This is a genomic window from uncultured Hymenobacter sp. (assembly GCF_964243305.1).
Classification (GTDB): Bacteria; Bacteroidota; Bacteroidia; order Cytophagales; family Hymenobacteraceae; genus Hymenobacter.
Genome location: NZ_CAXTEF010000001.1, coordinates 297,673 through 324,086, shown reverse-complemented (window position 1 = coordinate 324,086; position 26,414 = coordinate 297,673). Strand labels below are relative to the sequence as shown.

Here is a 26,414-nt window from a genome sequence, read left to right as displayed (position 1 = left end):
ACCCCTACGAGTTCCGGGTGCTCAGCCGCGCGGGCCGCGTCGTGGAGCTGGTCGAGCTGCGCGTCGTGCAGCCCGTACGGATTGACGGCGACGAGACGCTGGCGGGGGGTAGCTGAACTGTTTGCTGCCTACTTTTGCAGCATGGAAGTTTCAAAGCTGCGCCGCTTGTCTACTTGGCTTATTGACGCGTTCTGCATTCTACTGCTTTTCACCGGCGTAGTTCGCACCTTACCAGAGCGGATGGTACCGGTAGAACATTTTCGGCTACTGGTGCTGGCCATCAGCTTTGGCTACTACGCTACGGCCGAGCTGCTTTTCAGGCGCACAGTGGGCAAGGCTCTGCTCCACACGCTGGTAGTTACCGCCGATGACGACAAACCCGGCACCGGCCGCTTGCTGCTGCGCACGCTGTGCCGCTTTCTACCCCTGGAGCCGCTAAGCCTGCTTTTCAGCCGGCGCGGCCTCGGCTGGCACGATACCCTCTCGGGCACGAAGGTGGTGTATATGGACTATTGAAGATTTAGCCGTAGCTTGGCAGCAAAATCGTCCTTTTCCACTTTTTCAAACGCTTTACATGCATAAACTTCGTCAAATCGTTGCTTTTGGTTTGCTGACCGTTTCCGCTTCCAGTTGCGCCACCATTCTTGGCGGCCCCATCACCGATTATCAAAAGACTAAGCCCGCCGCTGGGCAGCCGCAGCGCGAAGTCAGGGTTGGCGCGCTCGTGGCCGATATTCTGCTGACGGGCATTATCGGGACCGGCATTGATTTTGCGACCGGCGCTATATACAAGCCCAAGCCGACGAGCAAATAGCTTGCGAAAGCCGCCTTCTGGAAGCCGTGGTTCTCTTGTTACAGGAGGCCACGGCTTTTTACTGAGACTACACGGCAGCTTCATAATATAGTCTGCTTGCAGCCAGCTACTTACACGAGAAATTCTCACTTTAACTTCCTTCCACTTTTCTTCATTCACATATGTTTAAACTTCGACAGTTGATTGCCTTCGGGCTGATTGCCTCTTCTCTTTCGAGTTGCGCTACTATTCTAGGTGGCCCCATCACCGATTATCAGCGTACGAAGCCGCTGCCGGGACAGCCACAACGAGAAGTTCGGGTTGGCGCCTTAGTGGCCGACCTACTACTGGTCGGCCTGCTTGGGGCCGGCGTTGATTTTGCTACGGGCGCCATCTACCGGCCCCACCCCACTCTGCCATCGGGCGGGACTACCCCCCTGAAATCGGCGGCAGCCCCGGCAGCCGCCCCAGCCACTACCGCGCCGCCGGTAGCGCCAGCTTCGACTCCTGCTATTAAATAGTCTGCTAGACAGCCCTCAAATGGCCGCGTGTGCTTTTGGGCAGACGCGGCCATTTTTGTTAAGGCGTCTTTGTAGAAGTCAGGGTCAAACCAGCTGGCATATAGCCAATAATTCTGTGCTGCGCGTCGTGCAGCCCGTGCGCGTTGACGGCGACGAAGCACTGGTGGGGGGGGTAGGGATTAATCTCCCTAGATTACAAACTTATACTTATTAAAACTACGAATAAGACGAGTAATAAACCAGCTAGAATTAATGCAGTAGCACCTCCCTTTTTTGAGGTGGGCTGAACGACCTTAGTAGCATTCTGCTTTCTTCGGCCTTGAACCTTACTGAACTGTTTAAGTGCTTTATGCCCCACAATCTGTAGAGTTGGTGAAGGCTTAACTGGTGCTTCAATTTCATCTATCTTAGCTAAGATAGTCGGGCCCGGACTGCCGACAATCACTGGCTGTGCTGCCATAGCTGAGACGGAAGCCGCGGCTGGCGCCGCGGGTACGGCCATAATTTCAGAAACTCTAATTACTGTTGGAGTCGCTGAATCACCATTCTGATAAGCTGGCACAGCTGGCTTAAAAACATAGCTGGCCCGGCTGCAACCGCTGAGAGCGCAGATGAGGAAGAACTTGGCAGCGTTTCGCTGGGCGAAGTAGTGAAGCATGGCGCGTTCGGTTGAGGTCGGTAAAGCTTACGCCGGCAAGTACACCCCTTCACGCTGATTAACAAATCAAAAATTTAATTTATCAGACTCTGTTTTGCTGATTAAATCAAAGCTACTGTCCCATTAAACAACTGCTCAACAGCAATCTACAACCACATGCATCGTTTATTTTAAGGACATTGCAAAAATCATTCTGGCGCAAACCAGCTCGCATACAGCTGATAATTGCTGGCCGTGCGCCGCAGCCCTTCTCGCTGCTCCTCGGTCACGGGCTTGATTTTGCGGGCTGGCACGCCGGCGTAGAGGAAGCCCGGCTCGCACTGGAAATTCTCCAGCACCACGGCCCCGGCCGCAATGATGCAGCCGGCGCCCACCACGGCGTGGTCCATCACGATGGCGCCCATGCCGATGAGCACATCGTCCTCGACGGTGCAGCCGTGCACCAAGGCCCGGTGCCCAATGCTTACGCGCGAGCCGATGGTGAGCGGGGCTTTTTGATACGTACAGTGCAGCACGGCGCCGTCCTGCACGTTGGTTTCGCCGCCGATGCGGATGCGATGCACATCCCCGCGAATGACGGCCGTGAACCAGACCGTGCAGCCCCGGCCCAATACCACGTCGCCGACGATGGTGGCATTATCGGCAATGAAGCAGTCAGGTCCAATCTGGGGCAGGATGCCGTGAACGGGCAGGATAAGCGCGGACATTTTGCGGTGAACAGTTATTAGTGAGCAGTGAGCAGTGAGCAGTGAGTAATTATCGGGTAAGCCGCAAGAACGACACTGTTCATTGCTCACTGATAACTGTTCACTGAGAGAAGCCGCTTCCAGGTGCCTTTTTCCCAGTTATATTTCAGTGTGCTGGGCAGCGCCGACCAGAAGTATTTGCTGGTTTCGACTGCGAAGCTAGGCTGCATGTAGCAGTTGATGGTGCAGCCCTCGCAGGCTGGCAGGCGGCCTTCGAGCGCCGCCAGACGCTGCACTTCGGCCGAGCTGTATAGCTCAAACAAGCGCCCCTCAACCGGAAATTTTTGCTGGCCCAGGTGGTAGCAGGGCAGCACCAGCTCATTATAAGGTGAGATGACGAGCGTCGTGCTCGCGGCCCGGCACACGGGCGCGGCCACGTGGTTGCCACCATCACGCCGCAGCTTGATGAAGCCCTCATTCAAGTACACACCGCGGCGCTTACCGAAGGCAGAGAGGTAATCCAGCTCGTCTTCGGTTAGCTGCTCACCGGTCTCCACGTCGCCGTACTCAAAAGCGGGGTTCAGGATGAGTATCAGGCCATTGGGTTGGGCTATTTCTTGATAAACCCGTTCTAAATCAGCCAGATTTTTTCGAAAAACGGTAAACAGAATATCGGGGCGCTCGCCCAGCTTTCTAGCTACGCGGATGCTTTCGAGCACGAAATCGTAGCAGGCCACGCCGCGGCCGAGGTCGTGGGTGTCACGGTCGGCCGAGTCAAGCGAGAAGTGCAGCATATCGACCAGCCCGCGCAGCTTTTCGGCGTTTTTGGGATAGAGCAGGCCATTGGTGGTCACGGTCGTGATAAAGCCCAGCCGCCGGGCCAGGGCCAGGAACTCGGGCAGCTGCCGGTGCAGCAGCGGCTCGCCGCCGGTGAAGTCAATCACACTGACGCCCAGCTTTTTGAGGTCGCGCAGGTTGCGCTCCACGTCGGCCAGCTCGATGTAGGGCGAGGGCTTTTCCCAGATGTCGCAAAACGCGCACTTCGCATTGCAGCGGTACGTGACGTAGTAGTTGCACAAAACGGGGTGTTTGACGAGGCGCATTAGCAGTAGCGCGGACTTTGCAGTTCGCGAGTAAACGAAGCCTGAACGGCCCGGTCGCGGACTACAAAGTCCGCGCTACGAAGTTAGTGCGGCAGCTTGCCCCAGGCTTCGTTCCACTTGGCGGGGGTAGCGGTCAGCGCTTCGGCCGTGGCTTCGCCGTAGTGCTCTAAATAGTAGTTGCAAAAGCCCTTGAGCGGGCAGCGCGGGCAATTAGGTTTGAGGAAAAAGCAGATTTGCTGCCCGTGCCAGTAATTGTGCTTGTGGAAGTTGTAGAGCTGCTCCCCATCGGCCGGCAGCAGGGCCAGCAGCACGGCGTGGGCTTTCTCTACCGATACTTTCGGGCCCAGAAACCCGACCCGCTGCGCTACGCGGTGCACGTGCGCATCAACGGGCAGCACGGGCTTCAAGAAGTTGAAGAGCAAAACCAGCGAAGCCGTTTTCAGGCCGATGCCGGGCATGTCGGTCAGCCATTGCATGGCGCGCTCCACGGGCCAGTCGGCCAGGAAATCAAGCGAGAATGGTCCGCCCGTCTCCGTCTGAATGCGCCGCAGCACCTCCTGAATGCGCGGGGCCTGCGTATCGGGCCAGCGCGTGGTGCGAATGGCGTGCGCCAGGGCGGGGGTAGGCGCGGCCAGCACGCCGGCCCAGTCGCCAAACTCGGCCAGCATCCGGTCGTAGGCCAGCTCTTCGTCGGCGTGGGTGGTGCGGTGCGAGAGAATAGTCGACACCAGCTCGCGCATGGGCGTGCGGCGGGGGGTAGGCGGCAGGTGGCCGTAGAAGTGGTCGAGGATAGCGTGGTCGGCCAGGGTTTTTTCGGCGGGCGGCGCGGCGTAGGTTGTCTGAACCACGGATTTATCGGATTAAACGGATTGGTCGGATTTCGGGGACGATTCAGATTTTATCGGCTTTCAATCGTCTATGCTTGCTATTTATGCTGTTCGGAGGAAGATGCCGAGCTTAAAGGGTAAACAGCAAAAAGGGCCGCTCTAATGAGCGGCCCTTCAGCGATACGAAAATCAACCGAGCTAGGGGGTTGGTCAACTATAAAATCCGACTAATCCACTAAATCTGCTTGATTCGTGGTTCAGACGTTACAGCAGGCCGCGCTTGGCGGCTTTCTTCATTTGCTCGTTGGCGAAGATGGCCACTTCCACGCGGCGGTTGGCCGACTTGCCGGTAGCGGAGGTATTATCGGCAACGGGCTGCGACGAGCCGTAACCTTTGGTCTCAACCCGCTCGGACTCAACACCTTTGGCCATCAGCTCGTTGGCCACCGATTGGGCCCGGCGCTGCGACAGCGGCTGGTTGATGGCGTCCGAGCCGGAGTTATCGGTGTGGCCTTCAATGAGGATGTTGGTGTCGGCATATTTCTGCATCGTAGCAGCCATCTCGTCGATGTTAGCCACGGCGGCGGGCTTGAGAGCCGCTGAGTTGGTATCATACAGAATGCCCGAGGCGAAAGTAATCTTGATGCCCTCACCGACGCGCTCTACCGTGGCGCCTTCCAGCTCGCGGCGCAACTCGGCGGCCTGCTTATCCATGCGGCGGCCAATGAGCGCCCCGGCCGAGCCGCCCACGACGGCCCCGATGATGGCGCCCTTAGCCGTGCCTTTCTTACCGCCAATCAGCCGGCCCGCCACGCCGCCCGCCACGGCCCCGCCCAGGCCGCCGATGATGCCGCCCTTGGCGGTTTTGCTCATGGTGCCTTTCGGCCGCGAGCTGCCTACTGTGCTGGTGCTGGACGTGCCGTCCTGAGCTTGCGCAACGCTGGTGCCCAACATCAGCAGGGTCAGCAGGAAGGCGATGGATGAACGAAGATTTTTCATGTCAGAAAAAGGGTTTGGTGAAAAAGATGCCGGGCCAGGAAGGTTGAAAAGCCAGTTAGGCCGGCAAATAAGCCATTGACAACCACCTTGCCAAACTTTACAGCTCAGGCTGTCCCGACCTCATATTTGATTACTCAACGAAGAAGCCCCGCCATAAGCGAGGCTTCTTCGTTCGCCTACCCCCTCCTGAACTATGAAAGAGGCCGGATAGCCGGCCAACCGCGACAGGGCGGCTACAGGTTCTGGTTAGATACTGAGCGCTGCTGCTGACGCGCCCGCTCTGCTTTCTTGCGGTCGGCGCGCTTGCCCAGCGCCCGGCCGCCGAGGGCGCCGGCCGCGCCGCCAATAATGGCGCCGCCTACCCCCTTGCCAATCACGGCCCCGCCGACAGCGCCGGCACCGGCGCCAATGAGCGTGCCCTTCTTTTTACCACTCATGCGCTTGCCCTCCTGGGCGTAGGCCGACGTGGTGAGCACAAAAAAGCTGAGCAGGAAGACAAAAATCAGTTTGAAGGTTTTCATGACCAAGTGGATTTCGATGAAACGTAGCTGAACCACCAGCCTCTGGATGGCTGTTGGATTTCTAAACGCAAGCCCCGAATTCCGAGTTACCGAGGCCACGCCGCAAAAAAACGGCTGTCCGAAGCGGACAGCCGTTTTTTGAAGGTGAAAGCTGCTGAAATCAACTCCGCCGCAGCAAGCTTACAGGCGGCCTTCCTCGGCGGCCTTTTTCATTTTATCGTTGGCGAAAATGGCGATTTCCACGCGGCGGTTGGCCTGCTTGCCTTCGGCCGTGGTGTTGTCGGCCACAGGCTGGCTGGCGCCGTAGCCCTTGGTCGTAACGCGCGAAGCGTCAACGCCCTGCGAAGTGGTGTAGTTGGCCACGGCCTGCGCCCGGCGCTCACTCAGCGGCTGGTTGACGGCATCCGAGCCGGTATTATCGGTGTGGCCTTCCACGAGCACGTTCGTGTCCGGATATTTCTGGAGCACAGCGGCCATCTTCTGGATTTCCGTGTTGGAGGCCGACCGCAAGGTGGCCGAGTTAGTATCGAACAGGATACCCGAGTCGAAGGTAATTTTGATGCCCTCGCCGACCCGCTCGACGCGGGCGTTCTGCATGTCGCGCTGCAATTCCTCAGCCTGCTTATCCATGCGGCGGCCAATAATAGCACCGGTGGTGCCGCCCGCCGCGGCCCCAATGATGGCGCCGATGGCCGTGCCGCCCTTGCCGCCAATCACGCGCCCTAGCACGGCGCCCGCCGCGGCACCCGCGCCGGCCCCAATCAGGCCCCCCTTGGTGGTTTTCTTCATGCCCGTTTTGCGGGCGCCCGTGCCGTTGCTGGTTGAAAGGTCGGGCTGGGTGCCGCTGGTGCTGGCCTGCTGCGAAGTGGCGCAGGAGCTAAACAGCAGCACAAAGGCCATTAGCACAGACAGCAAAGATTTGTGAGACGTATTCATGAGAATCGTTAAATGAGTTTAAATCCGGTGGAAACTCACCGGCAAGCCGGGCCTTATACGGAAAAACCCGCTCCGGTTGTGGAAACGGGTTTTTCAAGGAGCGTGCCAAAGCCAGCCAGTCTGGCACAATGCGTTGAATTAATAGGAGGGGGGTAGGGAACTGGCCTGCCGGTCCGGGCGCCGGGCGCCCTACCTCCTCCTGTTGATTCAACGCGCCAGCATTCCCAGCAAATCCGCCAGGCGCTGCTTCAGTTCGCGGCGGTCCACGATGAAGTCCAAAAAGCCGTGCTCGAGCACAAATTCGGCGCTCTGGAAGTCCTTGGGCAGGTCTTTGCCGATGGTTTCCTTGATGACGCGCGGACCGGCGAAGCCGATGAGCGCGCCCGGCTCGGCAATATTGAAGTCGCCGAGCATGGCGAACGAGGCCGTTACGCCGCCCGTCGTGGGGTCCGTGAGCAGGCTCACGTAGGGCACGCCGGCTTCGGCGAGCAGGGCCAGCTTGGCCGACGTCTTGGCCATCTGCATGAGTGAGTAGCCGGCTTCCATCATGCGGGCGCCGCCGGAGCGCGAAATCATCAGGAACGGCGTTTGATTTTGGCGGGCATAGTCGATGGCGCGGGCAATCTTCTCGCCCACCACCGAGCCCATCGAGCCGCCGATAAACTTAAAGTCCATTGCCGCAATCACCAGCGGCTGCCCGGCCGAGAGCCCGTGCGCCGTGCGCACCGCATCCTTGAGGCCGGTGTTTTTCTCGGTGGCGGCCACGCGCTGCGGGTAGCCCTTGGTGTCCACGAAGTCCAGCGGGTCGCCCGAAGTCAGGTTGGCGTCCAGCTCCGTGAACTGGCCTTCATCAAAGAGCAGCTCAAAGTAGTCGGCCGCAGCGATGCGGTCGTGGTGGTTGCACTGGCCGCAGACGTAGTGCAGGCGCTTGTGCTCGGCCATCGTGGCCACGGTCTTGCACTCCGGGCACTTCCACCACAGCCCGTCGGGCGTCTCTTTTTTTTCTTCCGTGGGCGTGCTGATGCCTTTCTCCTGCCGCTTAAACCAAGCCATCTTTTGTAGTGTATGAGTTAAAAGTTATGAGTTATGAATCGTATTAAATCAGAGTTTGATTAGCTGCTTAGGCAGTGGCTAAGCAGAAAGAGCTATTCAGTAACTCGTAACTTATAATTTATAACTCATAATTGAATTAAGTGAGCGTGACAGTCTCGTCCAGGTACACGTCCTGGATGGCGTGCAGCCGCCCGGCGCCTTCGGCGAAAGAGCACGGGAAGGCTTTGCGGCCCGACATCAGGCTTTGCCCGCCCGGTGTTGGCGCTGGAGGTGATGCGCAGGGCCATGCCGGACAGAAAAGAGGGGGTAGAGAAATCAGCGGGCAGCCGGCAAAGATAGGCCGGAAAGCGCTTGGCGGGCCGGCGGGAAACGCCCCGCCGCTTGCGCCAGGCAGCGGCGGGGCGCTACCTTGCCGGCCAAAAATCGGGCTTTACCTCTAAAGCTTATCTGAAATAAAAGGCGGTCCTGCTTCATTTAGCGTCCGCTTGCCGAAGCATCTCGCAGGCAGTAGTAGTCACTGGCACTGCAACGATTAAATTACTTCCCCTGGCGAGATGCTTCGGCAAGCGGACGCTAGATGAAGCAGGACCGCCTTTTAAGCCTCTTACCCAACATCACTATTCCCTACCCCCCTCTATGCAAGCAAGCCCTACTAAGCGTGCTTCCCTACCCCTGCTCGTGGCCGCAACGCTGCTGGGCGCGGCCACACTGTCCGGCTGCGTGGCCGCCCGCAAATACGACGAGCTGCAAGCCCGCCAAACCGCCGACGCCCAGGGCAAGGACAGCGCCGAGCGCCAGTTGCGCACGGCCACCGCGGCGCTGCAAAAAACCAGCGACGAGTTAGCCCAGGTGCGCCTCGACCGCCAGCGCCTCGTCACCGACTCGACCCAGACCGGCCTCAGCCTGCGCAAAACCCGCACCCTCAACCGCGACCTGAACGAGAGCTACGACAAGCTGCTCAAAAACAGCGACCGGCAGCTGGCCAACAAGTCGTCGGACTACGACAAAGTGGCCCAGGATTTGGCCCGCCGCGAGGCCGACAACCAGCGCCTCGCCGCCGACCTCAAAGTCCGCGAAACCCGCCTCACGGAGCTGACCCAGGCCCTGGCCGAGAAAGACCAGGCTGTGAACGACCTCAAGGCCCGCGTGAGCAAGGCGCTGCTCAGCTTCAACTCCAATGATTTGCAGGTCCGGCTCAAGGATGGCAAGGTGTACGTCTCGCTTTCCGAGCAGCTGCTGTTCAAATCCGGCTCCACGAAAGTGGACCCCAAGGGCCAGGAGGCGCTCAAAAAGCTGGCCGCCGTGCTCCAGGAGCAAAAAGACGTCAACGTGGTCGTGGAAGGCCATACCGATAACGTGCCCATCGCGCGCGGCACGGCCGGCCTGACCGATAACTGGGACCTGAGCGCGCTGCGGGCCACTGAAATCGCGCGTCTGCTCACGGGCAGCGGCGTGGCACCGGCGCGCGTCACGGCCTCGGGCCGCAGCCAGTACGTGCCCGTCGCCGCCAACGACTCGCCCCAGGCCAAGGCTCAGAACCGCCGCACCGAAATCATCCTCACGCCCAAGCTTGACGAGCTGTTTCAAATTCTAGACGGCAGCTCCAGCGCGGCCAAGTAGTCCGGCAGCAATTGAACTAGAAGAACGTCATGCTGAGCTTGCGAAGCATCTTCTCAGGTTAGAGCGACGCAGTAATCTGACTTCGTTCTACAGCGAGAAGATGCTTCGCAAGCTCAGCATGACGTTCTTTTTGGTTGGCGCTTTTGACTATGTAAATTTTTAGTTTTCAATGGCTCGGCTTCCCCGCTCCCTAGTCTTCGGTGCTTTGCTGCTAAGCAGCCACATTCAGGCCCAAACCCCCACTCCCCTACTCCTGCCCAAGCCCGTGACGCAGGCGCTGGAGACTGTGCGCCCGGCCAACCTCAAAAGCCACGTTGCCTACCTGGCCGATGACCGCCTGCGTGGGCGCCAGCCCGGCACCCCCGGCTACCAGTTGGCCGTAGACTACGTGAGCGCTCAACTCAAAAAGCTGGGCGTGCAGCCGGCCGGTGACCAAGGCGCCTACGCCCAGCGCGTGCGCCTGCGCCGCAGCACCCTGCGGCCGGGCGCCACGCTGAGCTGGAAAAGCGCAGTCCCTACCCCCCTGCTCCTGGGCCAGGACGCCGCTATCTACCCTAACCCGGAAACTGCGGCCGTGCGGGTGGCCGACGCGCCGCTGGCCTTCGCCGGCTTCGGCATCAGCGCGCCGGAGCTGGGCTACGACGACTACGCGGGGCTGGATGTGCGGGGCAAAATCGTGGTGGTGCGGCGCGGGGCGCCCGGCACGTTCGCGTCCACGGTGGCCTCGGCCTCGCAGGATTTGCTGAGCTTGCTCCGGGCGGCCGGGCAGCACGGCGCGGTGGGCTTGCTGGTGGCCGGGCCCGGCGCCGTGCCCAGCCTGGCGCGCGGCACCTACGCGGCGCTCGGGCCCGATGGGCGGGTGGTAGCTTCGCGGACCTACGCGGCCGGCGCGGGCCTGCAACTTTACGCGGCCATCAGCGAGGCGACCTTAAATCGGTTTCTAAGTCAGTCGGCGCTGGACACGGCGCAGGTTTATGGCGCGCTGCGGACCGGGCGGCCGGCGTCGGCGGCGCTGCACGGCACGCTGAGCGCGCAGTATGAGGCCACGTACCAGAATTTTGATTCCTATAATGTAGTCGGCAAAATCACGGGCTCCGACCCCCGGCTGCGCGACGAATACGTGGTGCACTCGGCTCACCTCGACCACCTGGGGGTAGGCACGCCGGTGCGCGGCGACTCGATATACAACGGCGCCCACGACAATGCCTCGGGCGTGGCCTGCGTGCTGGAAATGGCGCGGCTGTACGCGGGCCTGAAGGAAAAGCCGCGGCGCTCGGTCCTGTTCGTGCTGCTCACGAGCGAGGAGCAGGGCCTGCTGGGCTCGGCTTATTTCGCGGCCCGGCCCACGGTGGCCAGGGAGAAAATCGTGGCCAACATCAACTCCGACATGCCTACGATTATCGCGCCGCTGCTCTCCGTCACGCCGCTGGGCGGGGCGCACTCCACGCTGGCGGCGCCCGTGGCGCAGGCCGCCGCTTACCTCGGCATCGCCGTCGAGCCCGACCCGGAGCCAGCCCAGAACCGCTTTATCCGCTCCGACCAGTACAGCTTCGTCACGCAGGGCATCCCGGCGCTGCACCTCAAGTATGGCGACCGCACGGCGGATGGCAAAAACAACCTCACCGAGCAGGTGAAAGCCTGGCGCGCGGCCACTTACCACCAGCCCCAGGACGATATGAGCGGCATCTTCGACTTCGAGGCCGGCCGGCGCTACGTGCAGCTCAGCTTCCTCATCGGCTACCAGGTGGCCGAGGCTGCCGCCCGCCCCACCTGGAACGCGGGCGACTTTTTCGGGCGGCGCTACGGCGCCAAGTAGCGCGGACTCTGCGAGTCCGCGCGGGAACGATACCCGCACGACCTTATCCAGCCTGCCCACGCGCGGACTCGCAGAGTCCACGCTACACCTATTAAAAAGGCCAGCCCCGCACCGGGACTGGCCTTTTTCGCACCATCAAATCGAATTTCCTACCCCCTATTGCAGCGAGAAGTTCAGGCGGGCGAAGTAGTAGCCGCCGTTGAAGCCGAACTGGTTGGCGTTGTACACGAAGCGGCCGCGGTTGGTATTGTCGAGGCTGGAGTTGAAGCTCGCGTTGGGGTCGACGGAGAAGTTGTTGGGGTCATTGCGCGGGTTGAGGCGAAACCGGTCGGGGTACACGTCGAACAGGTTGTTGACGCCCACGGTGAGGCCAATCTGGGGCAGAATCTGGGCGCTCAGCGTCAGGTCGGTAATCCACTTGGCGTCGAACGTCTGGTCCACCAGCTCGGCGCGGGCCGGGTCGGCGTCGCGGAACTGCACCTCGCCGAAGCGCACGGTGCGGGCTTCGAGGCCGAAGATGCCGTAGTTGAAGTTGGCGGCCAGGTTAATCTTGCTGCGCGGCTGGGCCGACTCGATGCGGGTCTCCTGCTGGCGGTCGAAGAGCGTGTTTTGCAGGCGTGGGTCGGCATCAATGGTGGTAGACGAGGTGTTGAGGCCCCGCACCTTGGTTTCGGTAAAGTTGGCAGCCGCCGTCAAACCCACCCGGACCCGGTCGCCCAGCGGCAGGCGGCCGTTGGCCACGATATCAATGCCCCTGGTGCGGGTGTCGATGGCATTGGCGAAGAACTGCACCCGGCTCACGGGCAGCGTTCCCAGAATCTGGTCCACCGTCGTGGGGGTAGCGGCTGGCGGGTTGCTTTTGGCAAACTGCGAGGACAGCACAATCCGGTCGTCGATGTCAATCTGGTAGGCGTCCACGGTCAGCGTCACGAACTGCGCGACGCGGGCGGTCAGGCCTAGGCTGTAGTTCACTGATTTTTCCTGCTTGAGCGAGCCCACGCCGAAGCCCTGCTGGCCGGTGCCGCCAAAGCTGTTGCGCACGATGGGGTTGTCGTTGTTCACGGTGAGCACCTGGTTGGCCACGCCACTCACAAACTGGGTGCTGGTGTTGGTAAAGTAGCGCTGCTGGAGCGAGGGCGCGCGGAAGCCATTGCCGATGGAGCCGCGCAACGCCAGCTCGTTGAGGATGCTGTAGCGGGCGGCCAGCTGCCCGCTCACGTTCGAGCCGAAATCAGAGTAGTCTTCGGCCCGGCCGGCCAGGCGCACCAGCAGGCTTTCGGTGATGTCGCTTTCCAAATCGAGGTAGCCGGCCAGGTTGGTGCGCGACTTATCGACCTCATCCGACGGCTGGTAGCCCGGAAATACCTGCGAGCCCGAGGCCGCGGGCGTGGTGCCAATCAGGCGGCCACCGTTGACGTAGGAGTTTGGTTCGCCGGCTTCAATCTGGAAGTTGTCGCGGCGGTACTCGCCGCCGAAAGCCACGTTCAGCGTCGCCAGCGGGCCGACCTCGCTGAATCTGCGCACCACGCCCAGGTTGGTCGTATTCTGGCTGAAGCTCAGCGCCCCAGCATAAAATTCGCGCTGCGGAAAGCCCTGCGGCAGCAGCGAGGCGTTGACCGTGTTCGTAATGTCAAACGCCAGCTCGTTGCGGCCGTAGGTGTTGCTCAAATCAATGGCGAAGCCGCCAAAGGTGGCGCGCAGTCCGGTGATGGCCGACTGGTCATTAATCGTGGTGTTGATGAAGGGCAGAAAACCATCGGGAAAGGCGACCAAGTCAACCTGGGTGAGCTGATTGGGCAGGCGATAGAAGCCGGCCGCCTTGCCCGTGCGGTGCGTCGCGCCGCCCGACACGTAGGCCTCTACCCCCCCGCCGAGGCGGTAAGCCCCGTTGAGGAAGCCGCCGATGTTGCGGGTCTGCGAGTTGCCCACGCGCAGGTTGCGGCGGTCGAAGCCGCGCAGGCGCACCTGCTCATCATCCTGCGCCTTCAGGGCCCGGCGCTCTACCTCCGTGTCAGCGGCCGTGCCGACGGGGTAGTTACCGCTGTTGCCGCCCAGATAAATCAGCGGCGCCGTGTCCTCAAACGAGCGGTTGGTGTAGCCGCGGTTGAGAAACTGCCCGCTCAAATCCAGGAAGCCCCGGCCGCCCAGGCCCACGCCCACGTTGCCGTCGGCCTGAAATACCTCGCCGTCGCCCTCGTAGGTCTGGCCGGCGGTGGCGCTCGTCGTCACGCCCGTCGAGTCATCCTTGAGCTGAATGTTGATGACGCCGGCAATGGCGTCAGAGCCGTACTGGGCCGCCGCGCCTTCGCGCAGCACCTCGATGCGCTTGATGCTGGCCAGCGGAATCACGTTCAGGTCAGTGCCTACCGAGCCGCGGCCGACCGTGCCGTTGATGTTCACCAGGGCCGAGGTGTGGCGGCGCTTGCCATTGACCAGCACCAGCACCTGGTCGGGGCCGAGGCCGCGTAGACTGGCCGGGTCGACATGGTCGGTGCCGTCGGAGATGGTTTGGCGCGACGACTGAAATGAGGGCGCGGCATACGTGAGCACCTGCGAGACATCGGTTTGGGCGAAGGCCCTGATTTCGCGGGCCGAAATCACGTCCACCGGCGAGGTGGTCAGGATATTGGAGCGGCCCTCGGTGGCGCGCGAGCCAGTCACGACGACCTCGTTCAAATCCTGCGCGGCCGCAACCAGGCGCACGCTGCCCAAGTCGGTGCGGCCGCCAATCGGCACTTGCTGGGCCGTGAAGCCAATGGCCTGAATAGTGAGCGTTGCGTCGGGCGCCACGGAGAGCGTGAAGCCGCCGTCGGCGTTGGTGCTGGTGCCGTTGGTGGTGCCGCGCTCCAGCACCGTCGAGCCGGGCAGGGCCTCGCCCTGGGCACCGACTACGCGGCCACTGACCGTTACTTGCTGAGCCTGCGCCAGGGCCGGCAAAGCCAGCAGCAGCCATACCCACAGGCGTAAAAGATTTCTCATGAGTGAAAAGAATTGGTGAATGGTAGAAAGAGTGAAAAAGAAAGAACAAGCAGGAAGCCTGGCGAAAAGCAGCCGGCTGCCGGAGCCCAACCTGACTCGCGCCCGAAAGTTGCGGCCTGCCCCCGACGAGGGGGTAGGGCGAAGAGCCAAGTGTTTCCCGGAAAAGTACAGTAGAAAGGCGTTTGTGCGGCGCTCGTGGGCCTCAGCAACAACAGCTCCCGCCAGCAGCGGGGCCGCAACAACACAAAAACCGGTGGGCAGCAGCGCGCATACAGACTGGAGTTAACCCTGCAATTTTACGACAGCGCGCCCGCACTCCAGTTTTTCAGCGCCACCAGCCGGAGTTAAGCGGCGCGCTGCCAGCCAGCACGCGCTGCCCCGGCCGGGGCAGCAGCAACGCGGCGCCCGCCGCCGCGGCGCCGGCCAGCAGGCGCTCCACGGGCTCGGTCCAGGCGTGGTAGGCCAGGTTGAACGTGCCCCAGTGGATGGGCAGCAGCTGCCGGGCGCCGAGCAGCTGATACGCTTGCAGCGCGGCGGTGGGGCCCATGTGAATGTCGGCCCACTCCGCATCGTAGGCCCCGATTTCGAGCAGCGCCACGTCAAACGGCCCGTAGGCTTGGCCAATCGCCGCGAAGCCCGCCTCGAACGGGCCGGAGTCGCCGCCGAAAAATACCCGCTGTCGCGGCCCCAGCAGCGCCCACGACGCCCAGAGCGTGTGGTCCCTATCGAGCAGGCCACGCCCGGAAAAGTGCCGCGCCGGCGTGCAAGCCAGCTTAAAGCCCGGCGCCAGCTCGGTTTCCTGCCACCAGTCCATTTCCGTGACGCGGGCCCGCGGGCCGGCCAGGCTGCGCAGCACATTCCCTACCCCCAGCGGACAGAAAAACGGCACGTTGAGCCCCGCCAGGTGGCGGATGGCCTGGGCATCGAGGTGGTCGTAGTGGTCGTGCGAGAGCAAGATGGCGTCGAGGTGCGGCAACTGGTGCAGCGGCAGCGGCGGGGCAAAAAACCGCTTTGGCCCCACGTAGGGGGTAGGCGAGGCGCGCTCGGCCCACACCGGGTCGGTCAGGAAGCGCTGGCCGTTCAGCTCAATCAGCACCGTGGAGTGGCCCAGCCAGGTCAGGGCCACGTCTTCGCTCGGGGCGCCGAGCGCGGTGGGGTCGGGCCGAAACGGGCCCAGCGGCCGGGCCGGCTCGCGCAGACCGGTGCCGGTGCGCGCCCAGCGCCAGAGGGCTTCGGCGTAGCCGCCGGGCGGCATGACGGTGGTGGGCACGGGGTTGTGATAGCGGGTGCCGTCGAAGCGGGCCTGGATTTTGGGGGTCATAGGAAAAGCAAAGTGGCTCCTGCCAGACGCAGGAGCCACTGATTTGTTTTGGAAATGGCCGTAGCGCCAACCTTGGAATAGTCCGCCGAATACTTTGTCCGAGCGGTCCACGCGCGGACTATGCCAACGTTTGCCCTACTGCTTGCCCCGCAGCCGGTACGCCAAACCCAGGCGCAGGACGCGGGAGTATAGCTGCTGGTCGAGGCCATCCAGATTGCGCCGGTAGTTGCTGAGGCCGTGCGAGTAGCTGGCCGTGAGCCCCAGCCGCCGGTGCCAGGCCGTCAGGTCGGCCCGCAGGCGAACATCGGCCGTCGCTCCATTTCGCGGCCGGTCGGTGCGCCAGCGGGCTGCGCCGTTGAAGGTGCCGCTGCCCTTCTCATAGAGAACAACAACGAACGCCGCCTCCGGGCCGGCCAGCACGTCCAGGTTTATGTTCTTACTTTTCAGGCCGAAGCGGCGTCCCAGCCCCAGGAAAGCACCGATATGATTGGTGAGCAGGTGAGTAGTGCCAGTGGCCGCATACCGGGCGATACCGAACTGGTCGAAATAGTCCACATAGGCAATGTCGGTGCGGCTGCGCAGCCAATCGTAGCCCACTTCCAGCGCGACCAGCCCCCGGCGCGGCCCCACGCGCGGCCCCCGCGCGGCCAGGCCAAAGCCCGTGCCCAGCCGGCGCCCATAGGGATTGTTGGTGTAGCCGCCCTCTTCAAAATCGCCGCCGTAATTCACGGTTGAAACGCGGGCCGCATCGCGCCCGTCAAACCGCAGCAGGCCCAGCCCGGCGCGGCCAATCAGTTCGGTGTGCTGGGCGGCGGCGGGGCCGGCCAGGGCCAGCAGCAGGCCCAGGAGTAGCGGCTTTGTCATGAAGGGCGTAGAAATAAAAGTCAGCGCGCTGAGTAACTCGATTTCCAAATATACCCACCATTTCCTACCCCCCCTGCGCGCCTACAAGCTCAGCAGCTCGCGAAAGCGCACGGACTGCTGGCGCGACACTTCCACCACCTCCGGGCCGCCGCGCAAGCGCAGGCGCAGGCTATGGCTGAACCAGGGCTCGATGCCGGCCACGTGGTGGAGGTTGATAAGCTGCTGGCGGTTGGCCCGGAAAAACACCCTGGGGTCGAGGCGGGCTTCGAGCTGGGCCAGCGTGCGCGGGATGAGCGGGCGGTGCTCGCCGAAGTAAATCTGGGTGTGAGAGCCATTGATTTCAAACAGCCGCACCTCGGCCAGGCGCACAAACCAGCACCGCTCCCCGTCCTTGACGAATACCTGGTCGTGCTCGGTGAGCGGGGCCGTCGGGGCGGGTTCGGACGCCAGCGGGGGGGTAGGGCTGGGCCGCCCCCCGGCCGTGAGCTGCGCCCGGACTTTGTCGAGGGCGGCGGCCAGGCGGGCTTCCTGCACGGGCTTGAGCAGGTAGTCGAGGGCATTCACCTCGAAAGCGCGCAGGGCGTGGGCGTCGTAGGCGGTGGTGAACACGACCGGCGGGGCGGCGTCCAGCGAGGCCAGCAGCTCGAAACCGGTTTCGCCGGGCATGTGGATGTCGAGCAGGAGAAGGTCGGGGCGCTGGGCGGCGAGCTGGGCGCGGGCCGCGGGCGCGTCGCGGGCTTCGCCACTCACCACCACGTCGGGGAAGGCTTGCAGCAGGCGGCGCAGCTCGGCGCGGGCCAGGCGCGAATCGTCAACGAGCAGCACGTTCATCCGGGAATAGGTGATTGAGAGTTTAAACCGAGCGTCATGCTGAGCAGCGCGAAACATCTCGGCAGTGTAGTACTCAAATCGCGAAGGCAACCAAATTACTTCCCCGAGCAAGATGCTTCCCGCTGCCCAGCATGACGCTCGGTTTGGCTGGGCGCCGCGCGGACAGGCAGATGCTCTGTCCGGGCGGCGGGCACCTCGGACGGCGCGAGGGGGGTAGGGACGGGCAGGCGCAGCGTGGCCCGCACGGTGTCGGGGGCGGCGGGGTCGTTGGCCAGGTCGAACTCAGCCGCCAACCCAAACGCCTGGGTCAGGCGCTCGCGCAGGCCGCGCAGGCCCAGGCCGCCGCCAGCGGCGGGGGTAGGCGGCGGGGCAAAGTGGCCGGTGCTGCGCACCTGCAAGCTCAGCCAGCCGGCCGCGTCGAGCTGGGCCGTGACTGCCACAAAGCCGCCGGCCGGCCGCTGGGCCACGCCGTGCTTGACGGCGTTCTCGACCAGCAGCTGCACCGTGAGCGGCGGCAACCGGGCGGCGCGGGCGGCGGGGTCAATGGCAAGGGTATAGCGCAGGCGGTCTTCGAGCTGCAAGGCCTCCAGGGCCAGGTAATCGGCCACGATTTCCAGCTCCTGGCCCAGCTCCACCAGCGGCGTGGCGCTGTGCTGCATCACGTAGCGCAGCAGTTCGGCCAGGTGGGCCAGGGCCTGGCGGGCGCGGCCGGGGTCTTCGCTGACCAGCGCCCGAATATTATTCAATCCATTGAAGAGAAAGTGCGGGTTGAGCTGGGCGCGCAGCGTGTTCAGCTCGGCTTCGCGCACGGCGGCCGTCAGGCGCCACTTCTCGATTTCGGCCTGGCGCGAGCGGTGCAGGTAGTGCCAGCCCACGTAGGCCGCCGCCCAGAGCCAGAGCAGGATGTTCATGTTCAGGGCGTAGCCCAGGTTGGCGCCCCAGCCCCGTGCCGGCGAGCCCGCACCGGCCGGCGGCAACGGGAGCAGCGTCAGCATCCATCCAATCACGATTACGCTGCCTGCCGCCAGCGCGGCATTGGCCAGCAGCAGCCGGCCCAGCAAGGCCAGCGGGGGCCGCGCCAGCCACTGGCCCCGCCATATCAGCTCCCGCAGCAGATGCGAGGCCCCCAGCAGCACGGCCGCGATAAGCACGCCCATCGCACCCAGCAGGCCCGGCCGCGGCCCGGCTGCCTTGGGCACGAACACCCAGAACATAATCAGGTTGAAAACGCCGTAGAGCGACCAGGCCAGCCCCTGCGTCAGCCAGTAGTAGCGCTGGGGCGGTGGGGCGTGAAACAGGGGCATGAGCGTAAGTCGATTCAGTTTTCCTAGCTGGCTGCCGATGCGTAGGCCCGTTGGTTGCGGCGGTACGAGCGCACGAGCAGGCCGGCCAGCACGGCCAGCGCCGCCGCCACAAACGCGGGCAGCAAGTAGAGCTGAGTGGCCGGCAGGCGCAGCCCCAGCCCCAGGCAGCCCACGCTTATCACCCCGGCCATGATGGCGAAGGGCGGCGAGCGATAAAACCAGGCGTAGGGGAAAAAGTGGGCGCCGGTGATGATGCCGTAGGCCATGATAAAGTGCTGGGGGTAGCTCCCGTAAATAAACATGAGCAGCGGAAAGTAGAACAGCTGGGCGAAGTTCAGCCACAGCCCCAGCGGCTGCAAGGGGTTGTGGGGCAAGGTCCAGGTGGTGCGCAGCGGCCCGGACAGCAGCCGGGCCAGCGGCAGCAGCAGCGCCCCCACAAAGAAGGTGATAAAGCCGTTGCGGGCCGCTGAGTTGGGCAGCGTCCAGACTACGGCAATGACGGCCCAGATAACGAAGGCGGCCACGATAAAGTCGAGGCCATTTTTGGCTTTGACCGACAGCTCCAGGCGGAGCTGATTAAGGGCGAATGTGGGGGTCACGGCGGGGGCGGCCAAGATAAGGGGGTAGTGTAAGGATGAATAGCTAGATAGCCGGCGCTACTTCCGCGCCGCGTAGTTCGCCCCTAAAAACGCATCGGTTTGCTGGAAGAACCAGGACGCGTCATCATACATCAGAAAGTGCCGACCGGCCGCCGACATCTCGATGCGATGCTGGGGCAGCCGGGCGTATTGCGCCGCGAAGATGGCTCGCGTCGAGGCCAGCGTGGCGCCGTAGGGCTGGTAGGCGGCCCAGGCACCGAGCACCAGCGCCGGCTGCCGGATGGCACCGAGATTGGCGCGCAGGTCGGTGGTGTACAGCTCGTACATGGCCTGGGCCACGCTGGCGGGGTCGCTGGCCTGGCCCCAGCGGGCAAGCAGGCTTTGGCGGGCGGTGTCCGTGACCAGGCCCCTCGCCAGCTGGCGCTGCTGGGCGGCCGTCATTCGGCCGGCGCGCATTTGCTGGCGCATTCCGGCAGCCATCGGCTGGGCCGCCTCGGCGGTCATCGCCGGGTTTTGGATGGCGGCCAGGAAAGGCAGCGAATCAACGATGATGAGTGGGCCGATGGCATCGGGCTGCGCCGTGCTCAGCCACAAGCTCAGAAAGCCGCCCAGGCTGTGGCCGATGATGGCGGGCCGGTCGAGCTTTTGCGTTTTGATGTAAGCCAGCAGCTGCTCGCGCACGGCGGGCAAAAAGCTTTCGGTGCCGGTTTCGGGGGCGGTTTCGGAGAAGCTGGCGCGGGCCGGGGCCGGAGCCACGCCGCCGAAGCCAGCCAGACTCAGCACGTGGCACTGGTAGCGGCTTTGGTAGCGGGCTACGGTCTCGTCCCAGACCGCCCCTGGGTAGGTCAGGCCCGGAATGAGAATCAGCGGCCGGCCCTGACCCATGACCCGCACCGCGAAGCTGGGGTGGGCGGCGGGGTCGTCATCGGCGGCGGCGGCGACAGCTGAACTTGGTTGGGCCGGCGGCGAGGTAGCCCGCGCCGGTGGGGTGCAGGCCGCGCCCAGCAGCAAGGCAGCGGCGAAGGAACGGGAGAGGTTGGCAGCTGTCATGGGGGGTAGGGATTGTGACCAGGAATGAATGATGACTCAAACCTACGCTGACCCTGCCCCGCCCAAAAGACAATTTAAGTTAGCGGTTATTTCGCCCCGCGAGCGGGCGCAAACCCAGTTGAATGGTCGGCAATTCAGCGGCGCTTTCACAACCAAAATGCTGGCGTTACTTCTGCCACCGACTAAACCTCACCTCCCCACCTCCAAATAAGCGGGCCGTTTTTTCAAGCTGACGGAAGCTATTTTTAGCTGGCGACCACTCGAAGCCTAAGAACTCAGCCGGAAATTCCGGATTACCAATAAATTCAGGCATTAAATACCGACCAGTCAGGACTACCCCACCGGTCATGTGCGCTACCCGAATGGTTAGCGGCCAGCCCTTCCCACCCGCTTCAATGCTGGGCTTGGTAAGGAAATAGCCTGCTGATGGGTTGAATTCTGCTGTCTCGAAGCCCCGCTCCCGCAGATTATTTGCCAGCAGGCGCAAGACAGAGTCAGGCGCCATTCGGGTAAATAAAAGTACCGCGTTGGCTTTTCGAAAAGGCATCACCTCAGCGCCATTGCGTTGAGCGCGGGCAGCCGTGCAAAAGCCAACTAATCCCAGCCCTAGCAGAAGCAGTTTCTTACTCATGTTACCCTATCGCCTGGGCCAAATCCTCGATTAAGTCTTCCGCATCCTCAATGCCCACGCTCAAGCGAATCAAAGAATCGCTCAGGCCCGCTTTGCGGCGCTCTTCGGGCGGGATGCTGGCGTGGGTCATCGTGGCGGGGTGGCCGCAGAGGCTCTCGACGCCGCCCAGGCTTTCGGCCAGGGCGAAAAGCTTGAACCGCTCCAGCACGGCCACGGCGTCTTCCTGTTTATCACCCTTGAGCACGAAGGAAATCATGCCGCCGAAGTCGCGCATCTGGCCCGCGGCCACGGCGTGGTTGGGGTGGTTTTCGAAGCCGGGCCAGAACACTTTCTCCACTTTCTCATGCTGCCGGAGATATTCGGCCACGGCGCGGCCGTTTTCGCAGTGGCGCTGCATCCGCAGGTGCAGGGTTTTGAGACCGCGCAAGACCAGAAAGCAGTCCTGGGGGCCGGGCGTGCCGCCGCAGGCATTTTGCAGGAAGCGCAGGCGTTCGTGCAGCTGGTCATCTTTCACCACCAGGGCGCCCATCACCACGTCGGAGTGGCCGCCCATGTACTTGGTCAGCGAGTGCATCACCACGTCGGCGCCCAGGTCGAGGGGCGTTTGCAAATAAGGCGTGCTGAACGTGTTATCCACTACGAGCAGCGCGCCGGCTTCCTTGGCCACCTCGGCGGCGGCGCGGATGTCGATGACGTTGAGCAGCGGGTTGGTGGGCGTCTCGACCCAAATCAGCTTGGTTCTCGCGCTGAGCTTTTCACGCACGGCGCTCATATCACCCATCGGCACGAAGTGAAACTTAATGCCGTAGGGCTCAAACACTTTGGTGAAAAGCCGGTAGGTGCCGCCGTATAAGTCATTGGTGCTGATGACCTCATCGCCGGGCTGGAGCAGCTTAATCAGGCAGTCGATGGCCGCCATGCCGCTGGCAAACGCCAGGCCGTGGGTGCCGTTTTCCAGCGCCGCCACGGCGTCTTGCAGTTGGGTGCGGGTGGGGTTGTGAGTGCGCGAGTACTCGTAGCCTTTGTGGTCGCCGGGCGAGCGCTGCACGTAGGTCGAGGTCTGGTAGATGGGCGTCATGATGGCCCCGGTGGTGGGGTCCGGATAGACGCCGGCGTGAATGGCTTTGGTGGCGAATTTCATGGGGTAAAGGTAGGGGGGCGGTGGGCCGATGTCCGGCCCGAAACAGCACTAACACGCCAAACGCCGTATTGCTTCCCTACTCCCCACCTTTACAGCAATGGCCTTCCTGCGCGAGCTTTTCCAGAAAAACACTTCCACCCTGCTGGCGATGGCGGCGCTGGTGACGGTGCCGCTGCTGGGCTCGGCCTCGCTGCTGGGGCTGCTCTACCAAAACCAGCAGCTGCTGGAGCACCTGAGCTGGGGGCAGGTGCTGCTGTACTTCGCCATCATCGCCTTCACGATGGCCTTTGCGCTCACGCCCACCACGTTCGTGGCCATCGTGACGGGCTATTATTTTGGCTGGGCGGGGCTGCCGGGCATGGTGCTGGCCTACATGCTGGCCGCCGCCCTGGGCTACGAGCTGGCCAGCCGCCTCGACCACGGCAAGCTGCTGGGCTTCGTGCGCCACTTCCCCAAGGCTGACGCTGTGCTATCCGAGCTGAAAAGCGAGAGCTGGCAGCTGGTGCTGCTCACGCGCCTCTCGCCGGTGCTGCCGTTCGCGCTCATGACGTTCGTGCTGGCCCTGGTGCAGGTGCCGCGCCGCCGCTTCCTGCTGGCCTCGGTGCTGGGGATGCTGCCGCGCAGCCTGTTTTTCTACTGGCTCGGCACGCAGGCGCAGGACGTGCTGGCGCTCTTGCGCAACCCCGACCAGGGCGCGCTCAGCAAGCTGGTGCTGCTGGGCCTGGTGGCGGCCTCGCTGTTCGGGCTGTTTTTCGTGTTCAATCAGGCCCTCAAGCGCGCCCTGAGGAAAAACGGCGCCGCAAAAATGGACGCCTGAGTGCCAGCCGGTTGCCGGCCGGACGGGGGGTAGGGAAACAGAAAATGCCCCTGAAATTTGCACAACCCGTTTTTAGGCCCTTATCTTTGCGCTCCCTTAGCAGGGAAGATGGTTGTGTAGCTCAATTGGATAGAGCATCTGACTACGAATCAGAAGGTTTAAGGTTCGACTCCTTACACGACCACAAAAAAGGCTTCTAGCATTGCGCTAGAGGCCTTTTTTATTGCTACGTGTCAGAACGGGTTAGTTTTTTGCGGAAAGAGTACACTGGTGCATGGTCGCCACCGAAACGCCTGTAAAAGGTGCTGCTGGTGGGCATCGGCGAAGAGTCGCTGAAACTGGCTGCGCTGGGCCGTGCCGCTGGACTCCTCCGTCTACTCCTGATGGATAATCCAGCCGTGGGCCTGGGTGTAGCGCCGCAGGTCGGGTAGCTGATTGTCGATGCTCTGGCCTTTGTCTTTCGTTGACACACGGGCATGAATGGTAATTATTACATTAAATTTTAACTAGCAGCCAGAAACATATTGCAGAATGTATCATAATCTATAACACTGATTTCAGTGCGATATTTACGACAGGCTTGATTCACCTCTATAATGTTAACATTATCAAAACTTCCTATTATGAGCACTAAACGAGGATTCGATACCTCAACACCATATTTTGAAAATGCATAATCAATATTGCTTTTATACGTGAAGTACTCAGCATAATTAGCAAGTTGAGCTAATCCATCTTCAACCTCCGCGATAAAAGTTCTTCTCGACCTCTCGCCTCTCGTTATGCTATCTTTAGTTAACAGAGCTTTTTTCAAGTCATAAATATCAAATAGGCCATCTGCTCTTTTGATCATGAGGTCAGGATTTATAAATCTGTCAGTACAAGTCCCGTCATGTTCCAACCATTCAAAGGATGGTTCATATTCGAAATAATCTGTTTTAAATGCTTTATGCACTATGTCTGGGTGACGTTTTATAAACTCTCCGATTGTAGTTTCTCGTAAGCCAGGGAACAGATACATACTCTGTAGCTGACCAGCAACAAGAAGTTTTGCTTTGTCCGTTTCAACCACTTGAATTCCCCTTATTGATTCTTTGTTAGCAGCTTCAAATACATTACTTAGCAGATATCCCTCAGTTGTGGTATTGGGCACAATAAATAGTGATGAAATATTTTTACTCCTAAATAAGGAGCCAGAATGATTTATTAACACCCCGTTTATCATAGTAAAATGTCCAGTGAAGTCATCTTGAAAAACAATGGGACCTCCACTTCCGTCTCCCCAAGAGAGGATTGTTGGATACAATTCTAAATAAGGGAATCTATGTCTTAAAGAGGTTATATCGCCACCTTGAGCAAGACACACATCTAAAACTTCTACCCGACTAGTACCGCTAATAGTCATGGACGGATTTTGCTTCTCACCAGAATCTTCAAATTGATTAAGATAACGATTAAGAGAATCCTCCTTGTGGCGTTTCAGCGTCAAGCCCTGATAAAATTCTGAAGCTCCTATAAGCTCTGCAACATAGAGGCCTCCTATTTCAGAGACCAGTATGATATTAGGATATAATATAATTTCGACGCCACCCGAATACTCAATTGGTCGGCGCTTTATCAAAGTTCCTTCTTGTTGATGCTGGGCAACCTTTTTAAAGTGGCTAGACCACCAAGAATGAGTGACATTGACAAACTGATGGAATTTCATGAAAATAGCTAAAGTAAGGTGTCCACAAACATAACCATCAACTGCAAGTGTGCCTCCAAAAAACGAATGTGGCTGTTGCAGAACTCGGGGTAGCATAGCTCGGTCGGTCTAAGCCTGCTTATCGCCGCCCGGCAACTCGCTCTCAGGCGAGCCAAAATGGGCTACTAAAGGCTGATAGCAGGTCGGGCTGGAGGACCAGGGCCATGCTCCGCGGCTGTGTCACCCGGTGTTTGAGCAGCTTTCTAAGATTATAGGCCGCCGCGGCCAGCAGCATCGTTTTGTGAGCGCCCGCCTGGCCCTTGGTGCCGACGCGCCGCAGCCCGTAGTGCGGCAGCAACTGGCCCAGGGCAGGTTCGACGGTGCCTTGACGTACCCGGCGCATGTGCTGCCCTTGGCGACTATGCTGCCGCTGCCAGGCCCGCAAGTAAGGCGCATCGAAGGCTGTGCGCGTGATCTTGCGTTGAGCCGTTTTGGGCACGCAGCGGGCTTTGAGCGGGCAGCGCGAGCAGTCCTTATAATCGGCGCGGTAGTTCTTCTGCCAACTCCCATCGGGCGTGCTGCCATAGTTGCGAAACGGCAGCAGCTTGCCCGCTGGGCAGTAGTAGGCATTGACGTCGGGCAGGTAGGTAAAGCCCTCAATAGTGGGTTTATAGAGCTTAGAGGCTGGAATCCAAGCCGTGAGGCCCCGTTGCTCTAAAAAGGCGTAGTTGAAGCCGTTCGCATAGCTGGTGTCGGCCACCACCTCGCGTAGCGGCACCTCATTGGCCGTCAATCTAGCTTGCAAGCGCTCGATGAGGCCCGGCAGATGCAGGCTGTCGTGGCTGTCGGCTAAATCGGCCTGGATATGGCTGATGACGCCTTTCGCGGGGTCTACGGCCAAGCTACAGAGGTAGTTGAGGGCCCGGGCTTTGCCGGGCTTGATGGAGATGCGGGCCTCGGGGTCGCTGGGACTGTAATGGGTTTTGTTGCTCACCAAGCGCGCGTGGGGCCGCTTCCCGCCCAAGGCCCCGGGCTCCGAGCCATGCTTGGCCTTGCGCGCCGCTTCGCGGCGCAGCTGATGGGCCGGGGCCGAGAGCAGCGCGGCCGTGGGGAGGGTAGACGCCGGGGCTGGCTGGCCGGCCACGGTCAGGACCAGCGGCGCGGCGGCCTGCTTTTCGCAGAGGCTGTCGAGTGAAGCGTTGGCCTTGACGGGGGCCGAATCGATGGCTTGCGTGTCGCCCGCTACCAGCCCCTGGGCCACACACAGGTGGAAGACGCGGTCAAACAGGTGCTCGAATAAGGCAGTCGGGTAGAGCTGGCGGGTGCGGCTGATGGTCGAGTGCCAGGGCAGCTCCTCGTCCAGCTCGTAGCCCAGAAACAGCAGAATATCCAGGCGCAGGGCACAGTGGGCCAGCAAGCGGCGGTCACTGGCGATGTTTTCCAGGCGCCCCACCAAGAGGAGCTTGAAAAAGACGACTGGGTCGAGCGCGGGCTGGCCCGTGTGGCTGTAGAGGACTTGCGTTTCCGGGTAGAGAAAGCGCAGGTCGAGCACCTCGTCGAGGCGGCGGTAGAGATTGTGTCGGGGCACGCGCTCGCTGAGGCGGAAGTGCACGACGACCTTATCGGTAAACTGCTTGTGGCCTTGCATCTACCCTCT

The 26,414-nt window shown here is 61.6% G+C and carries 26 protein-coding genes and 1 tRNA gene; 6 read left to right on the top strand and 21 right to left on the bottom strand.

Annotation, left to right across the window (positions count from 1 at the left end; genetic code table 11):
- Positions 1-141: 141 nt before the first annotated feature.
- Complete coding sequence (locus tag ACFE70_RS01515) at positions 142-516, top strand: RDD family protein (protein WP_375415935.1); 375 nt, start codon at positions 142-144, stop codon at positions 514-516.
- Between the two features lie 4 nt (positions 517-520).
- On the opposite strand, the gene ACFE70_RS01510 is transcribed toward ACFE70_RS01515, so the two are convergent.
- Positions 521-973 carry a hypothetical protein gene (locus tag ACFE70_RS01510; protein ID WP_375415934.1) on the bottom strand — a complete coding sequence of 151 codons (453 nt, stop codon included), beginning with the start codon at positions 971-973 and terminating at the stop codon, positions 521-523.
- Between the two features lie 2 nt (positions 974-975).
- On the opposite strand from ACFE70_RS01510, the gene ACFE70_RS01505 reads away from it, so the two are divergent.
- Positions 976-1,314 (top strand): hypothetical protein, encoded by a 339-nt coding sequence (locus tag ACFE70_RS01505; protein ID WP_375415933.1) that lies wholly within the window; start codon positions 976-978, stop codon positions 1,312-1,314.
- 193 nt (positions 1,315-1,507) lie between these two features.
- Here the strand turns inward: ACFE70_RS01505 and ACFE70_RS01500 are convergent, their stop codons facing one another.
- The 8 genes from ACFE70_RS01500 to accD form a co-directional block, all read right to left on the bottom strand.
- Positions 1,508-1,972 (bottom strand): hypothetical protein, encoded by a 465-nt coding sequence (locus tag ACFE70_RS01500; protein WP_375415932.1) that lies wholly within the window; start codon positions 1,970-1,972, stop codon positions 1,508-1,510.
- A gap of 188 nt (positions 1,973-2,160) precedes the next feature.
- Positions 2,161-2,679 carry a gamma carbonic anhydrase family protein gene (locus ACFE70_RS01495; protein WP_375415931.1) on the bottom strand — a complete coding sequence of 173 codons (519 nt, stop codon included), beginning with the start codon at positions 2,677-2,679 and terminating at the stop codon, positions 2,161-2,163.
- An 86-nt stretch (positions 2,680-2,765) separates the two neighbouring features.
- Positions 2,766-3,761 carry a radical SAM protein gene (locus tag ACFE70_RS01490; protein ID WP_375415930.1) on the bottom strand — a complete coding sequence of 332 codons (996 nt, stop codon included), beginning with the start codon at positions 3,759-3,761 and terminating at the stop codon, positions 2,766-2,768.
- Between the two features lie 83 nt (positions 3,762-3,844).
- On the bottom strand, positions 3,845-4,609 hold the full coding sequence (gene nth, locus ACFE70_RS01485; RefSeq protein ID WP_375415929.1) for an endonuclease III domain-containing protein: 765 nt from the start codon (positions 4,607-4,609) through the stop codon (positions 3,845-3,847).
- A gap of 243 nt (positions 4,610-4,852) precedes the next feature.
- Entirely contained in the window at positions 4,853-5,587 is a 735-nt protein-coding gene (locus tag ACFE70_RS01480) for an OmpA family protein (RefSeq protein WP_375415928.1), read from the bottom strand.
- Positions 5,588-5,820: 233 nt separating this feature from the next.
- Positions 5,821-6,108 carry a hypothetical protein gene (locus ACFE70_RS01475; protein WP_375415927.1) on the bottom strand — a complete coding sequence of 96 codons (288 nt, stop codon included), beginning with the start codon at positions 6,106-6,108 and terminating at the stop codon, positions 5,821-5,823.
- Positions 6,109-6,288: 180 nt separating this feature from the next.
- On the bottom strand, positions 6,289-7,044 hold the full coding sequence (locus tag ACFE70_RS01470) for an OmpA family protein (protein ID WP_375415926.1): 756 nt from the start codon (positions 7,042-7,044) through the stop codon (positions 6,289-6,291).
- A gap of 207 nt (positions 7,045-7,251) precedes the next feature.
- A complete protein-coding gene (accD, locus tag ACFE70_RS01465) occupies positions 7,252-8,097 on the bottom strand; it encodes an acetyl-CoA carboxylase, carboxyltransferase subunit beta (protein WP_375415925.1) in 846 nt (281 codons plus the stop codon).
- A gap of 636 nt (positions 8,098-8,733) precedes the next feature.
- Between accD and ACFE70_RS01460 the strand changes: the two genes are divergently transcribed.
- Both ACFE70_RS01460 and ACFE70_RS01455 read left to right on the top strand, forming a co-directional pair.
- Complete coding sequence (locus ACFE70_RS01460) at positions 8,734-9,717, top strand: OmpA family protein (protein WP_375415924.1); 984 nt, start codon at positions 8,734-8,736, stop codon at positions 9,715-9,717.
- Between the two features lie 169 nt (positions 9,718-9,886).
- Entirely contained in the window at positions 9,887-11,533 is a 1,647-nt protein-coding gene (locus tag ACFE70_RS01455) for a M28 family peptidase (RefSeq protein WP_375415923.1), read from the top strand.
- 156 nt (positions 11,534-11,689) lie between these two features.
- Here ACFE70_RS01455 and ACFE70_RS01450 read toward each other — a convergent pair whose 3' ends face one another.
- The 9 genes from ACFE70_RS01450 to ACFE70_RS01410 all read right to left on the bottom strand — a co-directional run bounded on the left by ACFE70_RS01450 (position 11,690) and on the right by ACFE70_RS01410 (position 22,253).
- A complete protein-coding gene (locus tag ACFE70_RS01450) occupies positions 11,690-14,512 on the bottom strand; it encodes a TonB-dependent receptor domain-containing protein (RefSeq protein ID WP_375415922.1) in 2,823 nt (940 codons plus the stop codon).
- 325 nt (positions 14,513-14,837) lie between these two features.
- A complete protein-coding gene (locus ACFE70_RS01445) occupies positions 14,838-15,833 on the bottom strand; it encodes an MBL fold metallo-hydrolase (RefSeq protein ID WP_375415921.1) in 996 nt (331 codons plus the stop codon).
- Between the two features lie 135 nt (positions 15,834-15,968).
- Positions 15,969-16,697, bottom strand: a complete 729-nt coding sequence (locus ACFE70_RS01440) for a hypothetical protein (RefSeq protein WP_375415920.1) — start codon at positions 16,695-16,697, stop codon at positions 15,969-15,971.
- 81 nt (positions 16,698-16,778) lie between these two features.
- Positions 16,779-17,528 carry a LytR/AlgR family response regulator transcription factor gene (locus ACFE70_RS01435; RefSeq protein WP_375415919.1) on the bottom strand — a complete coding sequence of 250 codons (750 nt, stop codon included), beginning with the start codon at positions 17,526-17,528 and terminating at the stop codon, positions 16,779-16,781.
- A gap of 95 nt (positions 17,529-17,623) precedes the next feature.
- The gene (locus ACFE70_RS01430) at positions 17,624-18,832 is read right to left on the bottom strand and encodes a sensor histidine kinase (protein ID WP_375415918.1); all 1,209 of its coding nucleotides are present in this window, start codon (positions 18,830-18,832) and stop codon (positions 17,624-17,626) included.
- 23 nt (positions 18,833-18,855) lie between these two features.
- Positions 18,856-19,446 (bottom strand): DUF7010 family protein, encoded by a 591-nt coding sequence (locus ACFE70_RS01425; RefSeq protein WP_375415917.1) that lies wholly within the window; start codon positions 19,444-19,446, stop codon positions 18,856-18,858.
- Between the two features lie 42 nt (positions 19,447-19,488).
- The gene (locus tag ACFE70_RS01420; RefSeq protein ID WP_375415916.1) at positions 19,489-20,481 is read right to left on the bottom strand and encodes an alpha/beta fold hydrolase; all 993 of its coding nucleotides are present in this window, start codon (positions 20,479-20,481) and stop codon (positions 19,489-19,491) included.
- 166 nt (positions 20,482-20,647) lie between these two features.
- Positions 20,648-21,112, bottom strand: a complete 465-nt coding sequence (locus ACFE70_RS01415; RefSeq protein ID WP_375415915.1) for a hypothetical protein — start codon at positions 21,110-21,112, stop codon at positions 20,648-20,650.
- A 1-nt stretch (position 21,113) separates the two neighbouring features.
- A complete protein-coding gene (locus tag ACFE70_RS01410; protein ID WP_375415914.1) occupies positions 21,114-22,253 on the bottom strand; it encodes a cystathionine gamma-synthase in 1,140 nt (379 codons plus the stop codon).
- Positions 22,254-22,350: 97 nt separating this feature from the next.
- On the opposite strand from ACFE70_RS01410, the gene ACFE70_RS01405 reads away from it, so the two are divergent.
- On the top strand, positions 22,351-23,070 hold the full coding sequence (locus ACFE70_RS01405) for a TVP38/TMEM64 family protein (RefSeq protein WP_375415913.1): 720 nt from the start codon (positions 22,351-22,353) through the stop codon (positions 23,068-23,070).
- Positions 23,071-23,180: 110 nt separating this feature from the next.
- Positions 23,181-23,254 (top strand) — tRNA-Arg (locus ACFE70_RS01400).
- Positions 23,255-23,444: 190 nt separating this feature from the next.
- Here ACFE70_RS01400 and ACFE70_RS01395 read toward each other — a convergent pair.
- The 3 genes from ACFE70_RS01395 to ACFE70_RS01385 all read right to left on the bottom strand — a co-directional run bounded on the left by ACFE70_RS01395 (position 23,445) and on the right by ACFE70_RS01385 (position 26,405).
- Positions 23,445-23,540 (bottom strand): hypothetical protein, encoded by a 96-nt coding sequence (locus ACFE70_RS01395; RefSeq protein ID WP_375415912.1) that lies wholly within the window; start codon positions 23,538-23,540, stop codon positions 23,445-23,447.
- A gap of 32 nt (positions 23,541-23,572) precedes the next feature.
- Positions 23,573-24,778 carry a Shedu anti-phage system protein SduA domain-containing protein gene (locus ACFE70_RS01390; RefSeq protein ID WP_375415911.1) on the bottom strand — a complete coding sequence of 402 codons (1,206 nt, stop codon included), beginning with the start codon at positions 24,776-24,778 and terminating at the stop codon, positions 23,573-23,575.
- Between the two features lie 142 nt (positions 24,779-24,920).
- Positions 24,921-26,405 carry an IS1182 family transposase gene (locus ACFE70_RS01385; protein WP_375415910.1) on the bottom strand — a complete coding sequence of 495 codons (1,485 nt, stop codon included), beginning with the start codon at positions 26,403-26,405 and terminating at the stop codon, positions 24,921-24,923.
- Positions 26,406-26,414: the final 9 nt, after the last annotated feature.

Coding starts and splice junctions, on each gene's coding strand:
- ACFE70_RS01435 (WP_375415919.1), bottom strand. CDS start 17,528: ATGAACGTGCTGCTCGTTGACGATTCGCGCCTGGCCCGCGCCGAGCTG.
- ACFE70_RS01500 (WP_375415932.1), bottom strand. CDS start 1,972: ATGCTTCACTACTTCGCCCAGCGAAACGCTGCCAAGTTCTTCCTCATC.
- ACFE70_RS01490 (WP_375415930.1), bottom strand. CDS start 3,761: ATGCGCCTCGTCAAACACCCCGTTTTGTGCAACTACTACGTCACGTAC.
- ACFE70_RS01440 (WP_375415920.1), bottom strand. CDS start 16,697: ATGACAAAGCCGCTACTCCTGGGCCTGCTGCTGGCCCTGGCCGGCCCC.
- ACFE70_RS01430 (WP_375415918.1), bottom strand. CDS start 18,832: ATGCCCCTGTTTCACGCCCCACCGCCCCAGCGCTACTACTGGCTGACG.
- ACFE70_RS01385 (WP_375415910.1), bottom strand. CDS start 26,405: ATGCAAGGCCACAAGCAGTTTACCGATAAGGTCGTCGTGCACTTCCGC.
- ACFE70_RS01470 (WP_375415926.1), bottom strand. CDS start 7,044: ATGAATACGTCTCACAAATCTTTGCTGTCTGTGCTAATGGCCTTTGTG.
- ACFE70_RS01480 (WP_375415928.1), bottom strand. CDS start 5,587: ATGAAAAATCTTCGTTCATCCATCGCCTTCCTGCTGACCCTGCTGATG.
- ACFE70_RS01455 (WP_375415923.1), top strand. CDS start 9,887: ATGGCTCGGCTTCCCCGCTCCCTAGTCTTCGGTGCTTTGCTGCTAAGC.
- ACFE70_RS01505 (WP_375415933.1), top strand. CDS start 976: ATGTTTAAACTTCGACAGTTGATTGCCTTCGGGCTGATTGCCTCTTCT.
- ACFE70_RS01415 (WP_375415915.1), bottom strand. CDS start 21,112: ATGAGTAAGAAACTGCTTCTGCTAGGGCTGGGATTAGTTGGCTTTTGC.
- accD (WP_375415925.1), bottom strand. CDS start 8,097: ATGGCTTGGTTTAAGCGGCAGGAGAAAGGCATCAGCACGCCCACGGAA.
- ACFE70_RS01445 (WP_375415921.1), bottom strand. CDS start 15,833: ATGACCCCCAAAATCCAGGCCCGCTTCGACGGCACCCGCTATCACAAC.
- ACFE70_RS01450 (WP_375415922.1), bottom strand. CDS start 14,512: ATGAGAAATCTTTTACGCCTGTGGGTATGGCTGCTGCTGGCTTTGCCG.
- ACFE70_RS01410 (WP_375415914.1), bottom strand. CDS start 22,253: ATGAAATTCGCCACCAAAGCCATTCACGCCGGCGTCTATCCGGACCCC.
- ACFE70_RS01390 (WP_375415911.1), bottom strand. CDS start 24,778: ATGAAATTCCATCAGTTTGTCAATGTCACTCATTCTTGGTGGTCTAGC.
- ACFE70_RS01405 (WP_375415913.1), top strand. CDS start 22,351: ATGGCCTTCCTGCGCGAGCTTTTCCAGAAAAACACTTCCACCCTGCTG.
- ACFE70_RS01495 (WP_375415931.1), bottom strand. CDS start 2,679: ATGTCCGCGCTTATCCTGCCCGTTCACGGCATCCTGCCCCAGATTGGA.
- ACFE70_RS01515 (WP_375415935.1), top strand. CDS start 142: ATGGAAGTTTCAAAGCTGCGCCGCTTGTCTACTTGGCTTATTGACGCG.
- ACFE70_RS01460 (WP_375415924.1), top strand. CDS start 8,734: ATGCAAGCAAGCCCTACTAAGCGTGCTTCCCTACCCCTGCTCGTGGCC.
- ACFE70_RS01475 (WP_375415927.1), bottom strand. CDS start 6,108: ATGAAAACCTTCAAACTGATTTTTGTCTTCCTGCTCAGCTTTTTTGTG.
- ACFE70_RS01420 (WP_375415916.1), bottom strand. CDS start 20,481: ATGACAGCTGCCAACCTCTCCCGTTCCTTCGCCGCTGCCTTGCTGCTG.